Raw genomic sequence first — 19,087 nt, 5'->3', positions numbered from 1 at the left:
CGAGGAGAGGTCATGACCACCCACCAGGACCCGGCCGTTCGGGCAGCCGCGGGCGTCGCCCCGGCGGAACCGCACGCGGCCGTCGCGCCGCCGGCCGACGCCGGCCGGCACAGCGGTCCGACGCCGGCCACCGACTGGGCCGACGGCGTGGACACCGTGCAGCGGGCCGCCGGTACCGGCGACGAGCTCCAGCCGTACGCCGAGCTGGGCCTGCGTGACGACGAGTACGACCGGATCCGGCACATCCTCGGCCGCCGCCCCACCCAGGCCGAGTTGGCCATGTACTCGATCATGTGGAGCGAGCACTGCTCCTACAAGTCGAGCAAGGTGCACCTGCGCCAGTTCGGCGAGAAGGCCCCGCCCAGCGACCGGCTGCTCGCCGGCATCGGGGAGAACGCGGGCGTCGTCCGGGTCTCCGACACGCTGGCCGTCACCTTCAAGGTCGAGTCGCACAACCACCCGAGCTTCGTCGAGCCCTACCAGGGCGCGGCGACCGGTGTCGGTGGCATCGTCCGGGACATCCTCGCGATGGGTGCCCGCCCGGTCGCGGTGATGGACCCGCTGCGGTTCGGCGCGGCCGACCACCCGGACACCGCCCGGGTGCTGCCCGGCGTGGTCGCCGGCGTCGGCGGCTACGGCAACTGCCTCGGCCTGCCCAACATCGGCGGTGAGCTGGTCTTCGACCCCTGCTACCAGGGCAACCCGCTGCTCAACGCGCTCTGCCTCGGCGTGCTGCCGGTCGACCGGTTGCAGAAGAAGGACGCCGCCGGCCCCGGCAACGTCGTGGTGCTGCTCGGCGCGAAGACCGGTCGCGACGGCATCGGCGGCGTGTCGGTGCTGGCCAGCGCCACCTTCGACGAGGGCAGTGAGCAGCGCCGCCCGTCGGTGCAGGTCGGTGACCCGTTCATCGAGAAGCTGCTGATCGAGGCGTGCCTGGAGCTGTACGACGCCGAGCTGGTCGTCGGCATCCAGGACCTCGGCGGCGCGGGCCTGACCTGCGCGCTCACCGAGACCGCCGCGTCCGCCGGCACCGGCATGCGGGTCTGGTTGGAGCGGGTCCCGCTGCGCGAGCCGTCGATGGAGCCGCACGAGATCCTGGCCAGCGAGTCCCAGGAGCGGATGCTGCTGGTGGTCACCCCGGACAAGCTGGAGGCGGTGCTCAAGACCGCCGACAAGTGGGGCGTGCTCGCCACCGCGATCGGCGAGGTCACCCCGCCCGCGCCCGACGGCCGGCCGGGCCGGCTGCTGGTCACCTGGAACGACCACGTGGTGGTCGACGTGCCGCCGGGCTCGCTGGTCGACGACGGCCCGGTCTACGCCCGCCCGATGCGGGAGCCGGCCGACCTGATCCTGCTCCAGGCCGACCGGGCCGAGACGCTGCCCCGGCCGAGCAACCCCGACGCGCTGCGGGAGACCCTGCTGCGCATGATCGCCTCGCCGAACCTGGCCGACAAGACCTGGGTCACCGAGCAGTACGACAGGTACGTGCTGGGCAACACCGTGCTGGCCCAGCCGGAGGACTCCGGCGTGATCCGGATCGACGAGAGCACCGGCCTCGGGGTCGCCCTCTCGGTCGACGGCAACGGCCGGTACGCCCGCCTCGACCCCTACCAGGGGACGAAGCTGGCGCTCGCCGAGGCGTACCGGAACGTGGCGGTGACCGGCGCGAAGCCGATCGCCGTGACCAACTGCCTCAACTTCGGCTCCCCGGAGGACCCGGGCGTGATGTGGCAGTTCGCCGAGGCCGTCCGCGGCTTGGCGGACGGCTGCCTGGAGCTGGGTATCCCGGTGACCGGCGGCAACGTCAGCTTCTACAACCAGACAGGTGCCGCCGCGATCCACCCGACCCCGGTGGTCGGCGTGCTGGGTGTGCTGGACAACGTGGCCGACCGGGTGCCGATGGGCTTCGTGCCCCGGGCCAACGGCGACCACGACCAGGTCTACCTGCTCGGTGACACGCACGTGGAGCTGTCCGGCTCGGAGTGGGCCTGGGTGACGCACGAGCACCTCGGCGGCATGCCGCCGCAGGTCGACCTGGGCCGGGAGCGCCAGCTCGCCGAGCTGATGGCCGAGGCGGCCCGGGTGGGTCACCTCAGCTCCGCGCACGACCTGTCCGACGGCGGCCTGGCGCAGAGCCTGGTCGAGTCGAGCCTGCGTCGGGGCGTCGGGGTCCGGATCGGCGTGCCGGAGCGGTTCGCCGACGGTTCGCTGCCGTTCGTCTTCCTGTTCAGCGAGTCGGCCGGCCGGGCGCTGGTGACCGTGCCCCGGGGGCACGAGAAGGCGTTCACCGCCCTCTGCGACGAGCGGGGCGTGCCGTGGGAGCAGATCGGCGTGACCGACCCGGCGGGCGGTGTCCTGGACGTGCACGGCCAGTTCCGGATCGGCCTGGACGAGCTGCGGGCGGCGCACACCGCGACCCTGCCCCGGCTCTTCGGCGGCCCGGAGGCGGCCCAGGTGCAGGTCGAGGCGGTCCGCACGGGCACCACCACGATCGCGCCGGCCACCGCCACGCAGCCGGTGGACGTGCCGCAGCGGCAGCAGCCGGCGGACGCGGACGACCCGGCCGCCGAGGTGGTGGCCGCTCCGACGACCGACGCCCCGGTGTCGGGCGGGCCGACGTCGACCGACCCGGTGTCGGACGACCCGGCGGACGACGCCGCCTCGTCGGACGACGTCGCGGGCTCCGTGCCGGCACCGGATGCCCCGGCGGGCACCGCGCCGACGTCGGACGCTCCCGCCGCCCCGACGACCGGGTCCACCCCGCAGGCCGACGCGGCGACCTCCGAGGCCGGCGACGGGCAGCGCCCGACGCCCGATCAGCGCTGAGGCGGTGGCCTCGGCCGTCCACGTCCAACCCGGGTCGGGTGCCCGCTTCGACTGGGGGCTGACCGGGGCGGCGGAACTCGGCCGGGTCTGTGCCGTACTGGTGGTGGTGGACGTCCTGTCGTTCACCACCGCCGTCGAGGTCGCGGTCGCCCGGGGGGTGCGGGTCCACCCGTTCCCCTGGGGCGAGCAGGCGGCCGACTACGCGCGACGGGTCGGCGCGGTGGCGGCGGTGGGCCGTCGGCAGACCACCAGCGCGCACCCGTGGTCGCTGTCCCCGGCGGCCCTGGGTAGCGCGCCCGCCGTCGCCGACCTGGTGCTGCCGTCGCCGAACGGCTCCGCGATCAGCGCCGCCGCCAGCGCCACCGGCCGACCGGTGGTCGCGGCCTGCCTGCGCAACGCCCGCGCCGTCGGACGGTGGCTGCACCACCGGGGGTACGGCACGACGGACGCCCCGGTCGGGGTGATCGCCGCCGGTGAACGCTGGCCGGACGGCACCCTGCGCCCCTCGGTGGAGGACCTGCTGGGTGCGGCCAGTGTGCTGGATGCCGTCTCCGGGGTGCCCGGTGGGTTGTCCGTGGAGGCGGCGATGACGCTCGCCGCCCTGGCCAGCACCCCGGACGTGCCGGCGGCGGTACGTGGCTGCGTCTCCGGCCGGGAGCTGATCGAGAGCGGCTTCGCCGGGGACGTCGAGGCGGCCGTCCAGCGGGACGTCTCGACCGTGGTGCCGGTGCTCCGCCAGGGTGTCTTCTCGGCCGGCTGACCCCGACCGGAAACGACAGTGGGCCGCCCCGATCCGTGTCGGGGCGGCCCACTGTCACCGTTGTCGCCTGTGGGTCAGTCGTCCAGCCAGTCGAGGCGGCGTCCGCCCCGCTCCGGGGGCGGGCCGTCCGGCCGGGCCCGACCTGACGGCGGCTGGTCACGACCCGGCTGGCCCTGCTCGCCGTAGTAGCCGGCCTGCTGCTGGTCGTAGCCCTGCTGGTCGTACCCGCCGCCGCGCTGCTGCGGGGGTTCCTGGCCGTAGCCGCCCTGCTGCTGCTCGGCACCGTAGCCGCCGGCCTGGCCGTAGCCGCCGCCCTGCGGGGAGCCGTAGCCGGGCTGCTGGTCGTAGCCCCCGCCGCGCTGGTCGTAGCCGCCCTGCTGGTCGTACCCGCCCTGGTGGGCGCCGCCGCGCTGGTCGTACCCGCCGCCGCGCTGGTCGTAGCCACCCTGGTGGGCGCCCGTCGGCTGGTCGTACCCGGTCGGCTGGTCGTAGCCACCGTGCTGGCCGCCCTGGTGGGCACCGGTCGGCTGGTCGTAGCCGCCGCGCTGGCCGCCGCCGTAACCCTGGGCCGGGCCGGTGTCGTAACCGGCCTGCTGACCGTAGCCGCCGCCGGGGTAACCACCTGTCGGTTCGGCACCCCGCCCGTAGCCGCCCTGCTCGGATTGGCCGTAGCCACCACCCGCGCCCGGCTGGCCGTACGCGTCGGGCTCCGGCTGGTAGGTGCTCGTCGGGTACGGGTCGGCAGCCGGCGCGTACGCGGTGCTGTCGCCGGTGTACCGGCCGGTGGGCTCGTCGTAACGCTGGTCGCCGCCGTAGCCGCCGGCCTGCGCCTGCGCCGGGTAGCCGGCACCGGCCGTCGCCCCGTAGTCCCGACCGCCGTAACCGCCGCCGGAGGCGGGGGCGTTGCCGTAGCCACCCCCGGAGGCGGGCGCGTTGCCGTAACCGCCGCCCGACGCGGGCGCGTTGCCGTAGCCACCCCCGGAGGCGGGGGCGTTGTCGAAGCCGCCGCCCGAGGCGGGGGCGGCACCGTAGCCACTCCCGGAGGACGGCGCGTTGCCGTAGCCACCGGCCGGGGGGTTCGCCGCGCCGTACGCGCCTGCGGCGGCACCCGCCGCGCCGGCCGCACCGTAGCCGCCACCGGAGGCGGGTGCGGCACCGTAGCCGCCCGGCTGGCCGCCGTAGCCGCCGGGCTCGTCGCCGTAGCCGCCGGCGCCGGCCCAGTTGTCCTGCGGTGCGCCGTAGGGCTGCGGTGGCGCGCCGTACGGGTCCGGCGGGACGTCGTCGACGACCGGCCGCTGCAACATCGTCGGCGCGTCGCTGAGCGCGGAACTGCCGACCATCGTCGGGTCGGGGCCGCCGCCGACCCGGTTGACCACCCGGGTCTGGTCGTCGGTGCCGCGTGGGCTCCGGGGGCCGGGGACGTCGCCCGCCGCAGCGGCACCGACCGGTCCGTTGCCGTCGTCGTCGGCGTTCTTGCGGCGGATCCAGAGCAGCACGATGGTGCCGACGCCGGCCGCCACCAGCAGACCGCCGAGCAGGATGATCAGGAAGGAGCCGAATCCGCTGTCGTCGTCCTGCGACGCGGCCTGCTGCTGCCCGCCTGTCGGTTCGGTGGACTCCTCGGTGGTCTCCTCGGTCGTCTCCTCCGAGGGGGTCGCCTCGACGGTGGTCGACGGGGTGGCGCTCGGGCTCACCTCGACCTTCAACGCCAGGCTGATCCGCTGGTTGCTCAGGCTCTGCCCGGCCCCCGCGCTGATCGGCTTGGTGGCGACGACGCCGTCCTTGCTGGCCCCGAGCACCATCGAGCCGGGCGCGATCGGGTTGGCGCTCGACCCGGTGATCCGGAAGTTGCCGCTGCCGTCGCTGGTGGTGTTGAACTGCTTGCCTGTCGAGTCCTCCAGGCCCACCACCGCGTTGGGCACCGCGTCGCCGGTGGCCGCCACGACCACCTTGCCGGAGATCGACTTCACAGTCGGCTTGTCCTGCGGCGGGGTGGTCTGCGGCGCGGCCTTGGCCACCAGGGTCACGGTGGTGCTGCCCGAATCTTCGCCGTTGGCATCGACGGCTCGGACAGTGATTTGGGCGGAGCCGTTGGACGCGTCGTCGGCGAGGGTGAAGCCGGCGCTGAAGTTGCCGCTCTGGTTGACCTTGCTGCGGTTGCAGCCGTTCACGCAGCGCAGCTTGCCATTGCTGGAGGTCACCGAGATGTCAACCGAAGCATCATCACTGACGGTGACCGAGAAGTTGACCTGGGTGGTCTTCCCTGCTTCGACGGAACTCGGGGACGCCGACACGTTGTTGACGCTCGGAGCGGCGAAAGCGGGTGTGGCGGGGACGGTGAGCAGGGCGCCGGCCACCAGCGCTACGACCACACCGGCCCGCTGCGTCCAGGCACGTCGGTGTGTTGACACGTCCACCGCCTTCCGGTCTGACTTCCCCGGCGGGGGCCGGGGATCATCACGGTACGAATACGCCGTCGGCAACTATGCCTTGTCTGACCGGATCGGCGCGACCCAGGGGCCAGCGTCACCCACTTCGACCTCGGGTCGTATCGTCCCGTCGTGTCCTCTCCGCACATTAAGTCCGCCGTGGTGCTGGCGGCGCTGACGGCGCTCGATGAGGGGCGTACGCCCGAACGTCAGATGTACCGCGAGGCGGTCCGTACCCTTCTGACCGCCCTCGCGGAGCGTGCCCCCGGCCGATCGGTGGAGGTGCGTGTCCCACCTTACGGTGCAGTTCAATGCGTTCCTGGGCCCCGACACACCCGGGGCACCCCGCCCAACGTGGTGGAGATGGCGGCGGACACCTGGCTGGCGCTGGCAACCGGACGGCTGTCGTGGGGGCAGGCGGTCACGGACGGTCGCATACAGGTGAGCGGAAACCGGGCGGATCTCTCCGACCATCTGCCGCTCTAGCTGCGCCGTTCCGCCGGATGAGGTGACGGGGTGGAGGTGGATCGTGACTTTCTGTATCGACTCGTGTTCGCGTACACTGTCAGGCGACGACAGTGGTCCAGGGCCGAAAGGCGCGGAGCAGCCCCCGGCTCCGCCAGGCCAGTCCAGACCAGCATGAGGGAGCGGCAGTGCCCCGAGGCGATGGCCGGCTGAGCCACGACCTTGACCCCCAGCGACCCGGCCCCCAGGACGCGTGTGGCGTCTTCGGCGTCTGGGCCCCGGGTGAAGAGGTCGCCAATCTCACTTATTTCGGTCTCTACGCACTCCAGCACCGGGGCCAGGAGGCCGCCGGCATCGCGGTGAGCGACGGCTCGGGTGTGGTGGTCTACAAGGACCTGGGCCTGGTGGCCCAGGTGTTCGACGAGCCGACCCTGAAGAGCCTGCGCGGCCACCTGGCGATCGGGCACGCGCGTTACTCCACCACCGGCGGCTCGACCTGGGAAAATGCCCAGCCGACCATCCGGTCGACGACCTCCGGCACCACGATCGCCCTGGCGCACAACGGCAACCTGGTCAACACCGCCGAGTTGCAGAAGGAGGTCGCCGAGCGCGGCCTGCTCGACGACGGGGCCACCAACGACACCTCCCTGGTGACCATGCTGCTGGCCAGCCGCCCCGACCTGTCGGTGGAGGCCGCCGCGCTGGAGGTGCTGCCGCAGCTACGCGGCGCGTTCAGCTTCGTCTTCATGGACGAGTCGACCCTCTACGCCGCCCGCGACCCGCACGGCGTCCGCCCGCTGGTGCTCGGCCGGCTGGAACGCGGCTGGGTGGTGGCCAGCGAGACCGCCGCGCTGGACATCGTCGGCGCGAGCGTGGTCCGGGAGGTCGAGCCGGGCGAGCTGATCGCGATCGACGAGGAGGGCCTGCGGTCCAGCCGGTTCGCCGCGCCGGAGCCCAAGGGCTGCCTCTTCGAGTACGTCTACATCGCCCGCCCGGACGCCACCATCGCCGGCCGCAACGTGCACGCCGCGCGGGTGCAGATCGGCCGGCAACTCGCCAAGGAGCACCCGGTCGAGGCCGACCTGGTGATCCCGGTGCCCGAATCGGGCACGCCGGCCGCCATCGGTTACGCCGAGGCGTCCGGCATCACCTACGGCGCCGGCCTGATGAAGAACCCGTACGTGGGGCGGACCTTCATCCAGCCGTCGCAGACCCTGCGCCAGCTCGGCGTACGACTCAAGCTCAACCCGCTTCGGGAGAACGTGCGGGGCAAGCGGCTGGTCGTGGTCGACGACTCGATCGTGCGCGGCAACACCCAGCGGGCGATCGTCCGGATGCTCCGCGAGGCGGGCGCGCTGGAGGTCCACGTCCGGATCTCCTCCCCGCCGGTGAACTGGCCGTGCTTCTACGGCATCGACTTCGCCACCCGGGCCGAACTGCTGGCCAACGGGCTGGACAACGAGGGCATCCGACGCTCGATCGGCGCCGACACCCTCGGTTACGTCTCGCTCCCCGGTCTCATCGCCGCGACCGAACAGCCCAGGAGCAGGCTCTGCCGGGCCTGCTTCGACGGGGAGTACCCGATCGACCTGCCGGCCGGGAACCTGATCGGCAAGCACGTGCTCGAAGGGGTGGGCCGGCGGGTCGCCGACGCCCCTGACGCTCCGGAGCACCACACACCGCTCGTCGCCACTCCGGGCGGCGCGACCGCCCACCGCCCGTAGTACACCGGGGTCGCCCGGCCACCGTCGGCGCGGCACCGAGAACCACAAAGGGGAGAACCGTGACCTACGTGTCCGAGCGCAGCGGCGCAGGAAGCAGCCCGAGCGGTGCCGGTGGCGACCGCCAGCCCTGGACGGCGGGGACCGGCCGCACCACCCGCAAACGCTCGGTCTCGTACGCCGACGCCGGGGTGTCGATCGAGGCGGGCGACCGGGCGGTCGAGCTGCTCAAGTCGAAGGTGAAGGAGACCCGGCGGCCGGAGGTCATGGGTGACCTGGGCGGCTTCGCCGGCCTGTTCCGGCTGGACACCAAGAAGTACAAGAACCCGATCCTGGCGTCCTCCACCGACGGGGTGGGCACGAAGCTGGTCATCGCCCAGCAGCTCGACATCCACGACACGATCGGCATCGACCTGGTCGCGATGGTCGTGGACGACCTGGTGGCGTGCGGGGCCGAGCCGCTGTTCCTGCTCGACTACATCGCCACCGGCGAGGTCGTGCCGGACCGGGTCGCCGAGATCGGCGCGGGTATCGCCGACGGCTGCCGGTACGCCGGCTGCGCTCTGCTCGGTGGCGAGACCGCCGAGCACCCGGGTGTGCTGCGTCCCGACGAGTACGACGTCTCCGCCACCGGGGTGGGTGTGGTCGAGGAGAGCGAGATCCTCAGCCCGGACCGGGTCGAGGTGGGCGACGTGGTGATCGCGATGCGCTCGTCCGGCCTGCACTCCAACGGCTACTCCCTGGTCCGGCACGTGCTGCTCGGTGCCGGCCGGATGCGGCTGGACGTGGTGATCGACGACTTCGGCCGGCAGCGCACCCTCGGCGAGGAGCTGCTCACCCCGACCAAGATCTACGCGCAGGACTGCCTGAAGCTGATCACCGAGGCGGAGGTGCGCTCGATCGCCCACGTCACCGGCGGCGGTATCCCCGGCAACCTGGTCCGGGTGCTGCCCGAGCACGTCGACGCGGTGGTCAACCGGGCCACCTGGAAGCCGCAGCCGATCTTCGACCTGATCCAGTCCAAGGGCCGGATCGACGACCCGGAGATGGAGTCGACGTTCAACATGGGCGTCGGCATGTTCGCCATCGTCTCCGCCGAGGACGCCGACCGCGCGCTGGCCACCCTGGCCGGCCGGGGTGTGGACGCCTGGCAGGCCGGCGAGATCATCGAGGGCACCGGCAACGTGCAGATGATCGGCCAGCACACCCGGGGCTGACCGGCGGGGCTGCTCGGCCGGACGCCTGGTCGGGGGTTCACCCGAGCGGCCGTCGCCGCCTAGCCTGAAGGACACTTCGGGCATGGGGGAGGAGGGTCGATGGCTGCTCGGTGCCGGTCCGTGACGGGCATGCAGGGGATCGCGGCGATCCCGTCGTACGTGGTGATGCAGCCGACGACGCTGTGCAACCTCGACTGCGCGTACTGCTATCTGCCGCACCGGTCGGCCGACCGGCGGATGCCGCTCGCGGTGGCCGAGGCGGTCGCCGCCGCAGTGACCCCGTGGCTGGCGCGGGGGCGGTTCTCGGTGGTCTGGCACGGTGGTGAGCCGCTCGCCGCCGGCCGGGAGCACCTGGCGGCGCTGATCGCCGCGTTCCCCGCCGGGGTGGAGCACCACGTGCAGACCAACGCCACCCTGATCGACGACGCCTGGTGCGCGTTCTTCGCCGCGCACGGGGTGCGGGTGAGCGTGAGCGTGGACGGTCCGGTCGCCCGCAACGGCGACCGGGTGACCCGGGCCGGCCGGCCGGCGTACGACCGGATCGTCCGGGGGGTCGCGGCGCTGCGCCGGTACGGTCTGCCGTTCTCGGCGCTGGCGGTGGTGAGCCGGCCGACGCCGGGGCTCGCCACCGAGCTGTACGACTACTTTCTCGACCTGGGGTGCGACGTGCTCGGGCTGAACATCGAGGAGACCGAGGGGGTCAACACCCGCAGCAATGCGCACGACGCGGCGGCGGTGACCGCGTTCTGGGCGGAGCTGGTGGCGGCCTGGCGGCGGGCACCGAGGGTGCACCTGCGTGAGGTCGAGTGGTCGCTGCGGTACGCGGCGGCGGTGCTGGCCGGCGCGGAGGGCGACCTGCTGCCCCGGCAGCTCGACCCGATCCCGACGATCGGCCACGACGGCTCGGTGACCGTGCTCTCCCCCGAGCTGGCCGGCTTCACCGACGCCCGGTACGGCGACTTCAGCAGCGGTAACGTGCTGGCCACCCCGCTGGCCGAGATCCTGGCCGGGGCGGCGGGAACGGGCTGGGTGGGTGAGTTCCTCACCGGCGTCGAGGCGTGCCGGTCGTCCTGCCCGTACTTCGGCTTCTGCGGCGGTGGCCACGCGGCCAACCGCTACTTCGAGCAGGGGCGGTTCGACGGTACGGAGACCGAGCACTGCCGCAACAGCAAGATCCGCCTATTGGAGGGAGTGTTGGAGCATGCCCGAGACCACGAGTCACCAGCCGGCTGAGCGGGTCGGGGTCGGCCCGGACCAGGTCGCCGACCGGGTGCGGGAGGCCGCTTCGGGGCTCTCCGCCCTGCTCCACGAGGCCGAGGCCGCGCGTCGCCACCGGGCGGAGGTGTCGGACCCGGAGGGTGCCGGCGCGGTCTGCGCCTGGAACCACTTCGAGAACATCCCGACCTTCTACAACTGGAACAACCGGCCGCGCTGAGCGGTGGTGACGGCCTCGTCGTACGGCGGCGGGCCCCGGCCACCCCGATCAGGGACCGCGCCTACCTGCCGGAGCGTGTTCCGGGGGTGGCGGGTCCCTGATCGTCGGTGGTGACGCTGCTCTGGTCGGGCACATGCGTGAGCACGCGGAAAGTTGCCGCGTGCTCAGTGTGACCGGAGGTCAGCGGGTCGGAGGAGCCCAGGGGTCCGGGTCGTCGTCCGCATGATCCTCATCGTCGTCGTCGACATACTCTTTGTAGTCGTCGTCGAAGTGCTGCTCAGACTTCCCACCAGCACCCGCCAGTTCGCGCTGCAAGGCGGTGAGGTCGGTGTTCGGGGAGTGGTACTTCAACTCCCGCGCCACCTTCGTCTGCTTGGCCTTAGCACGGCCGCGCCCCATGGCTCGACCCCCTCGCACAGAATGCGGGGCAGCCCGAAGGCGGGCCCCGATGACGTCAGGCATCTCTCGTGGCTCTTACGGTACATGGGGATGCCACCGTTCGGCACCTCGGGTTACCGTCTGCCGGCCCTGCGCGTCGCAGTCACCCACCCGTCACCGAGTGTACCCGGTAAGGGGTCAGTGGCGAACCGCCCATGACGCCGGTCAAGCAGCCCCAAAAGCCGCGAAACGCCATGCTAGCGCGTGGTCCACCCGCCGGGGCCGACAGCCGCACGGAAACCGGGCCGGTACGGGTGGTCGCGTCCCGGGCGCGGACCGTCACCGCACCCGGGACGTGGGCTCAGCCCAGGTGGATGGCGCGCAGCCGACCCACGTCGGCCATCCGGCGCTCGGCCAGCCGGTCGGCGGCCACCGCCGGCGGCACCCCCTCGTCGTCGGCCAGCCGGAGGATCTGCCGGGTGGTGTCGAAGATCCGGGTGGCCCGCAGCTTGGCCCGGTCGAAGTTGAAGCCCTCGATCTCGTCCGCGACCTGGATGACCCCACCGGCGTTGACCACGTAGTCGGGGGCATAGAGGATGCCCCGGTCGGCGAGGAGCTTCTCGATGCCGGGATGGGCGAGCTGGTTGTTGGCCGCGCCGGCGACCACCCGGGCCCGCAGGGCCGGCACGGTGTCGTCGTTCAGGGCGCCGCCGAGCGCGCACGGGGCGTACACGTCGATGTCGGCGGCGACCAGCGCGGAGGCGTCGGCGACCAGGGCGACCCCGGGGTGGTTGGTCCGCGCCCACTCCAGCGCCCGCGGGTCGACGTCGGTCGCCACCACCTCGGCCCCGTCGTCGACCAGGTGCCCGGTCAGGTGCCTGCCGACCTTGCCCAGCCCGGCCACCCCGACCCGGCGTCCGCGCAGGCTCGGGGTGCCCCAGACGTGCTCGGCGGCGGCCCGCATCCCCTGGAAGACGCCCCAGGCGGTGAGGACCGAGGAGTCGCCCGCCCCGCCGTGCTCCACGCTGCGCCCGGTGACGTACCGGGTCTCCCGCGCGATCACGTCCATGTCGGCCACGTAGGTGCCCACGTCACAGGCGGTGTAGTAGCGCCCGGCCAGGGACTGCACGAACCGTCCGTACGCGCGCAGCAGCGCCTCGCTCTTGACCTGGTTCGGATCGCCCCAGATGACCGCCTTGCCACCGCCCAGGTCCAGCCCCGCCAGTGCGTTCTTGTACGCCATCCCGCGCGACAGGTCCAGCACGTCGGCCAGCGCCGCCTCCTCGCTGGCGTACGGGTAGAACCGGGTGCCGCCGAGCGCGGGCCCCAGCGCGGTCGAGTAGATGCCGATGATCGCCTTGAGGCCGCTCTGCCTGTCCTGACAGAAGACGACCTGCTCGTGGCCGGCCGGTCCGGGGTCGTCGGTGCTCACGAATACGCCCATGGCTCGCTCCTGTGTCGGTGTACGCCCTTGTGGGGCGTGGACCCGGTCGCCGGCGGGGATGCTGCCGGCGCTGGTCAGCCTAATATCGGTCGGGAACCGGGCCGTCGTCCACGTCGTGCGCCACCGGGCCGGCCGGGAGCCGCCCGCCGGGTGTTCCGGTCGCGCACGACGGCAGCGGCACCGGTACCGGGTTTCGTGAAAGGATCGCGCGGTGCCGTCGCTCTTCGCTTCTTACCTGCGCGTGTACGAGCCGCTGACCGCCTTCGACCGGGACCGTCAGTCGTACTGGCGACGCTACGTTCGGGAGGGGCGGGCGGTGGCCCCGTTGGAGGGGCCGGGCCGGCAACGGACCGCGGTCATCGCGGCCCTCGGCGCGGGCTGGACCCGGCTGCCCGACCTGCCTGACGAGGCGTACGTGCTGGAGGTCGACGACGCGCTGCTGGTCTGCCCGTGGAACCTGCGGGTCCGGGTGGCCGAGGCGGCCCTGAGCGCCCGGGAGGGGGTGCCGTCGGTGATCGCCGACGCGTTCGTCCCACCGATTCTGGCCGGGCAGGCCAAGACGGTGGTGGAGGACTGGCGCAGCGGCGCCCGGGTGCTGGAGCACGGGGTGCCCCGGCTGCACGAGCAGATCGCGACCTGGGGCGTGCCGCTGCGGTGGTTCGTGCTCGTCGAGGCGGGCGAGCGGGAGCTGGTCACCCGGCCGGAGCGGCGGACGCTGCGCTACCGCACGGAGATCTCCAAGGCCCGGCGGCGGGCCTCGCGGGCGCTGTCGGTGCTCAAGAAGTCGGTCGGGGCCGCGCCGATCACCGAGGCGGTCGAGGAGGCCGCCCGCTGGCTGGAGGAGTTCCATCCCCGCTCCGTGGTCGAGCTGGACTACGGCGGCCTGGTGCAGTTGCTCTCCGACGAGACGCTCGCCGCTGACGATTCGCCGGAGTTGGTGGCAGGCGGCCTGGCCGGGCTCTCCCGGGGCGAGACCGACGAGGCGTCGGCGGCGTACGACCGGTTGGTGGCCAGGTGGCGCGCGATCCAGCTGCTGGAGCGGTGCAATTAACCAGATATCGCCCATTCCTCCTGTCAATTATGAGTCATACTCGTAGTTGACGCATCACGAACCGTGATCATGAGTCCGAATAAGGTACTTTCTGCCGTGTAAAAGTCAGATAAATCGGGCATGGTTCATCCGTCCGTCTAGGGACCTTCGGCCGTTCGGCCCATGTCGGACATCGGGGACTAGCCGGACCATGGGAGACGCGTCGGCCGGCGGGACCCCGGCCGATGTCTATCCATGTGGAGGAGTGACCGATGGCATCGCGAACGCACGAACCAGAGCCGCTACTCACGCCGGCCGAGGTGGCGTCGATGTTCCGTGTCGACCCGAAGACGGTGACCCGGTGGGCCAAGGCGGGGAAGCTCAGCGCGATCCGAACCCTGGGCGGACACCGTCGGTACCGTGAGTCGGAGGTGCGGGCGTTGCTACAGGGCCAGATCCCCCAGCAGCGCCAGGGGGACTGACCCGGTCAGAACGTTACGGACCTCAGGGGCGGGCGGACGTCGCAGCAGCGACGTACCACCGCCCCTGAGTCGTCTCCACCCCCGGGCAGTGCCACCGGCGTGGCCGGCACCCGGTCACCCGGGCGGAGCGGTCAGGCTGATCCGGATGCCGACGGTGCCCGCCTCGCCCCGGCGCAGCCGGCTGCCGAGCAGGGTCAACCGCCCCAGCAGCCGGTACTTGCGCTTGAGCAGGTCGCGTACCCGGCCGCTCTCCTGCGGGCCGCAGAGCACCGCGTGACCCGGCACCGCCTCACCCAGCGGACGGCCGCGCACGTCGCACGGGGCCACCGTCACCGTGCCGTCCCGCCTGATCCGCTTGACCTTGCCCGAGTCGGCGACCGTCCAGACCGCCAGCGTGTCGTCGTCGCGGACCGCCCAGACCGGGGTGGACACCGCACGGCCGTCCTTGCGGAACGTCGTCAGCAGGACGTACTTCTCCGCCGCCAGGCGGTCCAGGTCGGTCACGCCGCCCAGGATACGGCGGCCGGACCCGGATAGCGTGCAGGTCGTGAGCGGAGAACCTCGACTCGGCGACGTGTTCGGCGAACTGCTGCGCGACGCGTACGCGGTGCACACCGGGATCGGCCCCCGGCCGCTGGTCGGCGGGCGGCTGCCCCGACCGGTCATCGAGATCATCGAACGGGACGACGGACTGGTCAACGGGGCCCCCGCCGCGCACTACCTGGACGGGCCGGAACACTGGCAGCCGTACGACCACCGGGCCGTGGACCGGACCCGGGGTGCCACCCTGGACGTCGGGGTGGGCGGCGGGCGGATCGCGCTGCTGCTCCAGGAGCGCGGCATCCCGGTGACCGGGCTGGACACCTCGCCGGGGGCGCTGCGGGTCAGCCGGCACCGGGGGGTCCGGGACCTCGTCCTCGGCACCGTCGACGAGCACGTCGCCGACGGCCGGCGCTACGACACGTTCCTGCTGCTCGGCAACAACCTGGGGCTGTTCGAGGGGCGGGAGCGGGCCCCGGCGTTCCTCGCCGCGTTGGCCGCCCTGGCCCGGCCCGGCGCGCAGGTCATCGCGCACGGCACCGACCCGTACGGCACCACGGATCCGGTGCACACCGGCTACCACGAGCGGAACCGGCGGCGGGGTCGACTCGGCGGGCAACTGCGGCTGCGGCTGCGCTACCGCGAACTGGGCACCGAGTGGTTCGACTACCTGGTGTGCTCCGCCGAGGAACTGGCCGAGCTGGTCCGGGGCACCCCGTGGCAGCTGACCGACGTGGACGACCGCGACGCCCCGTACTACCTGGCCACCCTGCGGTTGCGTGGCAGGTGAGCGGGGGCCCGGTCGGGCCCCCCGCCCTCCGGTCAGACCTGGACGGTCGGCGGGAGCTGCTCCGGGGGGAGGCCACCGTCGCCGTCGACCACCTCGTCCGGGGTGCCGTCCTCGTCGAGGTCGACCATGGTGATATCGACCTTGCCGTCGCCGTCGGTGTCGAACTGGAACAGGTCCGCCCGGCCGTCGCCGTCGGTGTCCACCACCCACACGTCGGTCTTGCCGTCGTTGTTGGTGTCGGCGCGGAGCAGGTCGACGCGCTCGTCGCCGCGCGTCTCCACGACCGCCGTGCCGTCGGTGGTGCCGCTGTCCACGGTCTCCGGTGCCTGGCTCATGTCGACTGGTTCCTTCCCTTGACGTTGGGCCGTCAGTACCCGGTGCGGCGGTCCCCCACGCATGCCGCCGGGAACGGTGCTGCATAGGGTCGCACCCATGAGCCAGCGGAGCGAGCGGCAGGGCGTGCCGGAGACCCCGCACGCCGCCGTACGCAGTGAGGGAGCGTCCATGAGTCGTCTTGTCGTCGTCGGGGCCGGCACGATGGGGCTCGGCATCGCCTACGTGGCGGCCGGCGCGGGCTACCCGGTCGAACTGGTCGAGGTGGACCGGGGGCGGGCCGAGGCCGCCGCCGTCCGCCTCGACGAGCTGTGTGAACGGGCGGTGCAGCGCGGGAAGCTCACTGCCGACGAGGCTGCCGCGCAGCGGGCCCGGATCACCCTGCGCGGCGCGCTCGTCGAGGTCGCCCCGGCGCCGGAGGTGATCGTCGAGGCGGTGCCCGAGCGGCCCGACCTGAAGCGGTCGGTGCTCGCCGAGGCCGAACGGCTGCGCCCGGCGCTGCTGGGCAGCAACACCTCCAGCATCCCCATCGGTGAGCTGGCGCAGGGGCTGGCCCGGCCGGAGTCCTTCCTCGGATTGCACTTCTTCAACCCGGTCTGGGCGATGACCCTGCTGGAGGTGGTGGTCGGCGCGGCCACCGCGCCGGAGACCACCGCGGCGGCGGTCGCGCTCGCCGGTCGGCTGGGCAAGGACCCCGTCGTCGTACGCGACCTGCCCGGCTTCGCCACCTCCCGGCTCGGGGTGACCCTCGGCCTGGAGGCGATCCGGATGGTCGCCGACGGGGTGGCCGCACCGGCCGACGTGGACAAGGCGATGGTGCTCGGCTACCGGCACCCGGTCGGCCCGTTGGAGCTGACCGACCTGGTCGGCCTGGACGTGCGGCTGGACATCGCCCGGACCCTCCAGGCCGCCTACGGTGACCGGTTCGCCCCGCCCCCGCTGCTGGTCGAGATGGTCGCCGCCGGAAAACTCGGCAAGAAGTCCGGCCAGGGCTTCTACGTGTGGAAGGACGGTCGCCGGCAGTGAGCGGGCTACGGGTGCAGGAGCTGCCTGACCGGGTGGTGGTGACGCTGGACCGGCCGGAGAAACGCAACGCCATCGACGCCGACCTGATCGGCGCGCTGCACGACGTCTGCGCCGCGCTGGAGGCCCGGCCCCGGTTGCTGCTGCTCACCGGCGGCACCGACGGGCTCTTCGCCGGCGGGGCCGACATCGGTCAACTCCGCGAGCGGGGTCGGCTGGACGCGCTCGCCGCGATCAACTCGGCCGCCTTCGCCCGGCTGCGGGCGCTGCCGATGCCGAGCGTGGCGGCGGTGGACGGCCCCGCGCTGGGCGGCGGCGCGGAACTGGCGTACGCCTGCGACCTGCGGGTGTGCACGGCACGGGCGGTCTTCGGCCAGCCGGAGGTGCGGCTGGGCATCCTGGCCGGCGCGGGGGCGACCCACCGGTTGCCGGCCCTGGTCGGTGAGGGCCGGGCCAAGGAACTGCTCTTCACCGGCCGCCGGGTGGACGCCGACGAGGCGCTGCGGATCGGCCTGGTCAACCGGGTGGTGGCCGAGCCGGCCGAGCTGCTGCCCACGGCACACGGGCTGCTCGACGAGATGGCGAAGGGTTCCGCGCTGGCGCTGCGGCTGACCAAGCTCGCGGTGGACGCCCCGCCCGGTGCCCACCCGCAGCTCGACCTGGTCAGCCAGGCGGTGCTCTTCGAGGACGAGGAGAAGCACCGCCGGATGACCGAGTTCCTGGAGCGTCGCCGGCCCCGGTGAGCCGGGAGCGGGGGCGGCACCGGACCGGTGCCGCCCCCGCCGGTGTCAGTGGCGGATCGGCACGCCCGCGTCGGCCAGCGCCTTGATCAGCCCGGCGGACTCACCGAAGCCGATGACCAGGACCGCCTCCGGCTGGTAGTTCTTGATCTCGCCGGCCAGGCTGCCGAAGTCGACGGGCGGGGCCTTGGCGTCGGCCGGCGGCTCGTAGGTGAGCAGCTTCACCCGGTCGTTGCCGAAGCCGGCCCGCTCCAGCTCGGCGCGGACGGTCTCCTGGAGGCCCTCGCCGTAGGAGTCCTTACGGGCGACCACCACGATCTTGTGCGGGCCGTCGCGGAGGATCACGTCGGCCAGCGCCCGGCCCTGGAGGCTGTCCGGCGGCGCGGTCCGGAAGTAGAGGCCCTTGTCGTCGGCCTGGCTCAACCCCGCGTCGGTGTTGGACGGCGAGAAGAGGATCTTGCCGGCCGCCACCACGTCAGGCAACACGGCGGCGGAGATCCCGGACGCGGCGGCCCCGATGATGACCTGCACCTTGTTCTTGACGTGCGAGGCCACGGTGGCCTTGGCCACGGCCGGGTTGGTGCCGTCGTCACCGTCGAACCAGGTCACCGGATCGCCGAGCACCCCACCCGCGGCGTTGATCTCCTTGATCGCCAGCGCCACGCCGGCGGCCAGCGGCGGATAGGCCAGGGCCAGGTCGCCGGTCTTGGGCAGCAGGCCGCCGATGATCAGCGGGGAGCCGTCGCTGCGGTCGTTGCCCCCGCCCCGCTGCTTCTTCGCCTTCGGTGCGGCCTTGGTGCTGACCCCGGACTCGTCCCCGGCACCGACGAACTCGGTCTTCGCGTCGTTGATCTTCTGGTTGTCGAAGTGCAGGGTGGCGTAGCTGGCGGTGGCCGGCTCCCCGAGATCGGTGAAGCCGGCCCGGTTCAGCGACGGGCCACGGTATTCGATGTCCTGACCGTCGCGGGCCAGGGCCAGGCAGCTCGCCGCGTCGGTGCAGCGCTGGCCGTTGGTGGTCACCCCGACGATCTGCTTGGCGATGTCGGCCGGATCGGTGCTGCCGGCGAGCTGGGCGGCCAGCGCGCTGATCATGACCGCGTCGTACGACTCCGCCGCATAGAGGTAGTCGGTCAGCTTCGAGTCGACGGTACGGAGCCGCTGCTTGAAGTCGTCGCTGAGCGGCGTGAGCGGGGTGGTGCCCTTCATGCCGTCGACGAGGTCGGCCCGGTCCTTCAACTCGGCGGCGAAGGAGTTCTGCATGTTGCCGTCGGTGCCGTACAGACGCACCTGCGGAGTGGCCGCCTCCTCGGGCTTGTCGGTCGTTCCACACGCGCTGACGGCGAGCAGCAACGACGCACAGGCCGCCAGGATGGCCGCGCGCGGGCCGCGGGTTACGAGCATGGTGGTCCTTCCTCCGGCGCAGGTCCGGTGCGCACCATAGCGTGCCGGCAGGGGCCGTGGGAGCAGGGAGGCG

18 protein-coding genes are annotated in these 19,087 nt (G+C 72.8%); 12 read left to right on the top strand and 6 right to left on the bottom strand.

Going from position 1 to position 19,087, the window contains the following annotated elements:
* Window positions 1-12: 12 nt before the first annotated feature.
* Both purL and ACN267_RS23845 read left to right on the top strand, forming a co-directional pair.
* Window positions 13-2,826, top strand: a complete 2,814-nt coding sequence (purL, locus tag ACN267_RS23850) for a phosphoribosylformylglycinamidine synthase subunit PurL (RefSeq protein ID WP_421489692.1) — start codon at window positions 13-15, stop codon at window positions 2,824-2,826.
* Between the two features lie 4 nt (window positions 2,827-2,830).
* Entirely contained in the window at window positions 2,831-3,586 is a 756-nt protein-coding gene (locus tag ACN267_RS23845; protein ID WP_421489691.1) for a 2-phosphosulfolactate phosphatase, read from the top strand.
* Window positions 3,587-3,660: 74 nt separating this feature from the next.
* Here ACN267_RS23845 and ACN267_RS23840 read toward each other — a convergent pair whose 3' ends face one another.
* On the bottom strand, window positions 3,661-5,997 hold the full coding sequence (locus ACN267_RS23840) for a carboxypeptidase regulatory-like domain-containing protein (protein ID WP_421489690.1): 2,337 nt from the start codon (window positions 5,995-5,997) through the stop codon (window positions 3,661-3,663).
* 231 nt (window positions 5,998-6,228) lie between these two features.
* On the opposite strand from ACN267_RS23840, the gene ACN267_RS23835 reads away from it, so the two are divergent.
* From ACN267_RS23835 to amcA, 5 genes are all read left to right on the top strand, one after another.
* Window positions 6,229-6,501, top strand: a complete 273-nt coding sequence (locus tag ACN267_RS23835; protein ID WP_239485382.1) for a sterol carrier family protein — start codon at window positions 6,229-6,231, stop codon at window positions 6,499-6,501.
* A gap of 167 nt (window positions 6,502-6,668) precedes the next feature.
* Complete coding sequence (purF, locus tag ACN267_RS23830) at window positions 6,669-8,204, top strand: amidophosphoribosyltransferase (protein WP_204958527.1); 1,536 nt, start codon at window positions 6,669-6,671, stop codon at window positions 8,202-8,204.
* Between the two features lie 59 nt (window positions 8,205-8,263).
* Window positions 8,264-9,418 carry a phosphoribosylformylglycinamidine cyclo-ligase gene (gene purM / locus ACN267_RS23825; protein WP_204958528.1) on the top strand — a complete coding sequence of 385 codons (1,155 nt, stop codon included), beginning with the start codon at window positions 8,264-8,266 and terminating at the stop codon, window positions 9,416-9,418.
* A 129-nt stretch (window positions 9,419-9,547) separates the two neighbouring features.
* Complete coding sequence (gene amcB / locus ACN267_RS23820; RefSeq protein ID WP_308447897.1) at window positions 9,548-10,651, top strand: cyclophane-forming radical SAM peptide maturase AmcB; 1,104 nt, start codon at window positions 9,548-9,550, stop codon at window positions 10,649-10,651.
* Complete coding sequence (gene amcA / locus ACN267_RS23815; protein WP_204958530.1) at window positions 10,620-10,853, top strand: multiple cyclophane-containing RiPP AmcA; 234 nt, start codon at window positions 10,620-10,622, stop codon at window positions 10,851-10,853. The genes amcB and amcA overlap by 32 nt, the downstream gene beginning before the upstream one ends.
* 180 nt (window positions 10,854-11,033) lie before the next feature.
* Here the strand turns inward: amcA and ACN267_RS23810 are convergent, their stop codons facing one another.
* Window positions 11,034-11,252 (bottom strand): DUF3073 domain-containing protein, encoded by a 219-nt coding sequence (locus ACN267_RS23810; protein ID WP_088641959.1) that lies wholly within the window; start codon window positions 11,250-11,252, stop codon window positions 11,034-11,036.
* Between the two features lie 340 nt (window positions 11,253-11,592).
* Window positions 11,593-12,675: a Glu/Leu/Phe/Val family dehydrogenase gene (locus ACN267_RS23805; protein WP_204958531.1), complete on the bottom strand. Its 1,083-nt coding sequence runs from the start codon at window positions 12,673-12,675 to the stop codon at window positions 11,593-11,595.
* 211 nt (window positions 12,676-12,886) lie between these two features.
* Between ACN267_RS23805 and ACN267_RS23800 the strand changes: the two genes are divergently transcribed.
* Complete coding sequence (locus tag ACN267_RS23800; protein WP_204958532.1) at window positions 12,887-13,726, top strand: hypothetical protein; 840 nt, start codon at window positions 12,887-12,889, stop codon at window positions 13,724-13,726.
* Between the two features lie 251 nt (window positions 13,727-13,977).
* Complete coding sequence (locus ACN267_RS23795) at window positions 13,978-14,187, top strand: BldC family transcriptional regulator (protein ID WP_007073996.1); 210 nt, start codon at window positions 13,978-13,980, stop codon at window positions 14,185-14,187.
* Between the two features lie 114 nt (window positions 14,188-14,301).
* Here ACN267_RS23795 and ACN267_RS23790 read toward each other — a convergent pair whose 3' ends face one another.
* Complete coding sequence (locus tag ACN267_RS23790; protein WP_204958533.1) at window positions 14,302-14,691, bottom strand: PPOX class F420-dependent oxidoreductase; 390 nt, start codon at window positions 14,689-14,691, stop codon at window positions 14,302-14,304.
* A 43-nt stretch (window positions 14,692-14,734) separates the two neighbouring features.
* Between ACN267_RS23790 and ACN267_RS23785 the strand changes: the two genes are divergently transcribed.
* The gene (locus ACN267_RS23785; RefSeq protein WP_204958534.1) at window positions 14,735-15,517 is read left to right on the top strand and encodes a class I SAM-dependent methyltransferase; all 783 of its coding nucleotides are present in this window, start codon (window positions 14,735-14,737) and stop codon (window positions 15,515-15,517) included.
* Between the two features lie 32 nt (window positions 15,518-15,549).
* Here ACN267_RS23785 and ACN267_RS23780 read toward each other — a convergent pair whose 3' ends face one another.
* Window positions 15,550-15,852 carry a hypothetical protein gene (locus ACN267_RS23780; RefSeq protein WP_204958535.1) on the bottom strand — a complete coding sequence of 101 codons (303 nt, stop codon included), beginning with the start codon at window positions 15,850-15,852 and terminating at the stop codon, window positions 15,550-15,552.
* A gap of 169 nt (window positions 15,853-16,021) precedes the next feature.
* Between ACN267_RS23780 and ACN267_RS23775 the strand changes: the two genes are divergently transcribed.
* Entirely contained in the window at window positions 16,022-16,876 is an 855-nt protein-coding gene (locus tag ACN267_RS23775) for a 3-hydroxyacyl-CoA dehydrogenase family protein (RefSeq protein WP_421490483.1), read from the top strand.
* Complete coding sequence (locus tag ACN267_RS23770; RefSeq protein WP_204958536.1) at window positions 16,873-17,616, top strand: enoyl-CoA hydratase/isomerase family protein; 744 nt, start codon at window positions 16,873-16,875, stop codon at window positions 17,614-17,616. The genes ACN267_RS23775 and ACN267_RS23770 overlap by 4 nt, the downstream gene beginning before the upstream one ends.
* Window positions 17,617-17,661: 45 nt before the next feature.
* On the opposite strand, the gene ACN267_RS23765 is transcribed toward ACN267_RS23770, so the two are convergent.
* Window positions 17,662-19,014 carry an ABC transporter substrate-binding protein gene (locus ACN267_RS23765; protein WP_204958537.1) on the bottom strand — a complete coding sequence of 451 codons (1,353 nt, stop codon included), beginning with the start codon at window positions 19,012-19,014 and terminating at the stop codon, window positions 17,662-17,664.
* Window positions 19,015-19,087 lie beyond the last annotated feature (73 nt).

This window comes from Micromonospora sp. WMMD734, assembly GCF_049178975.1.
In the GTDB taxonomy this organism is placed as follows: domain Bacteria; phylum Actinomycetota; class Actinomycetes; order Mycobacteriales; family Micromonosporaceae; genus Micromonospora; species Micromonospora wenchangensis.
The sequence above is the reverse complement of the archived record's forward strand: the minus strand, read 5'-3'. Positions and strand labels throughout refer to the sequence as shown.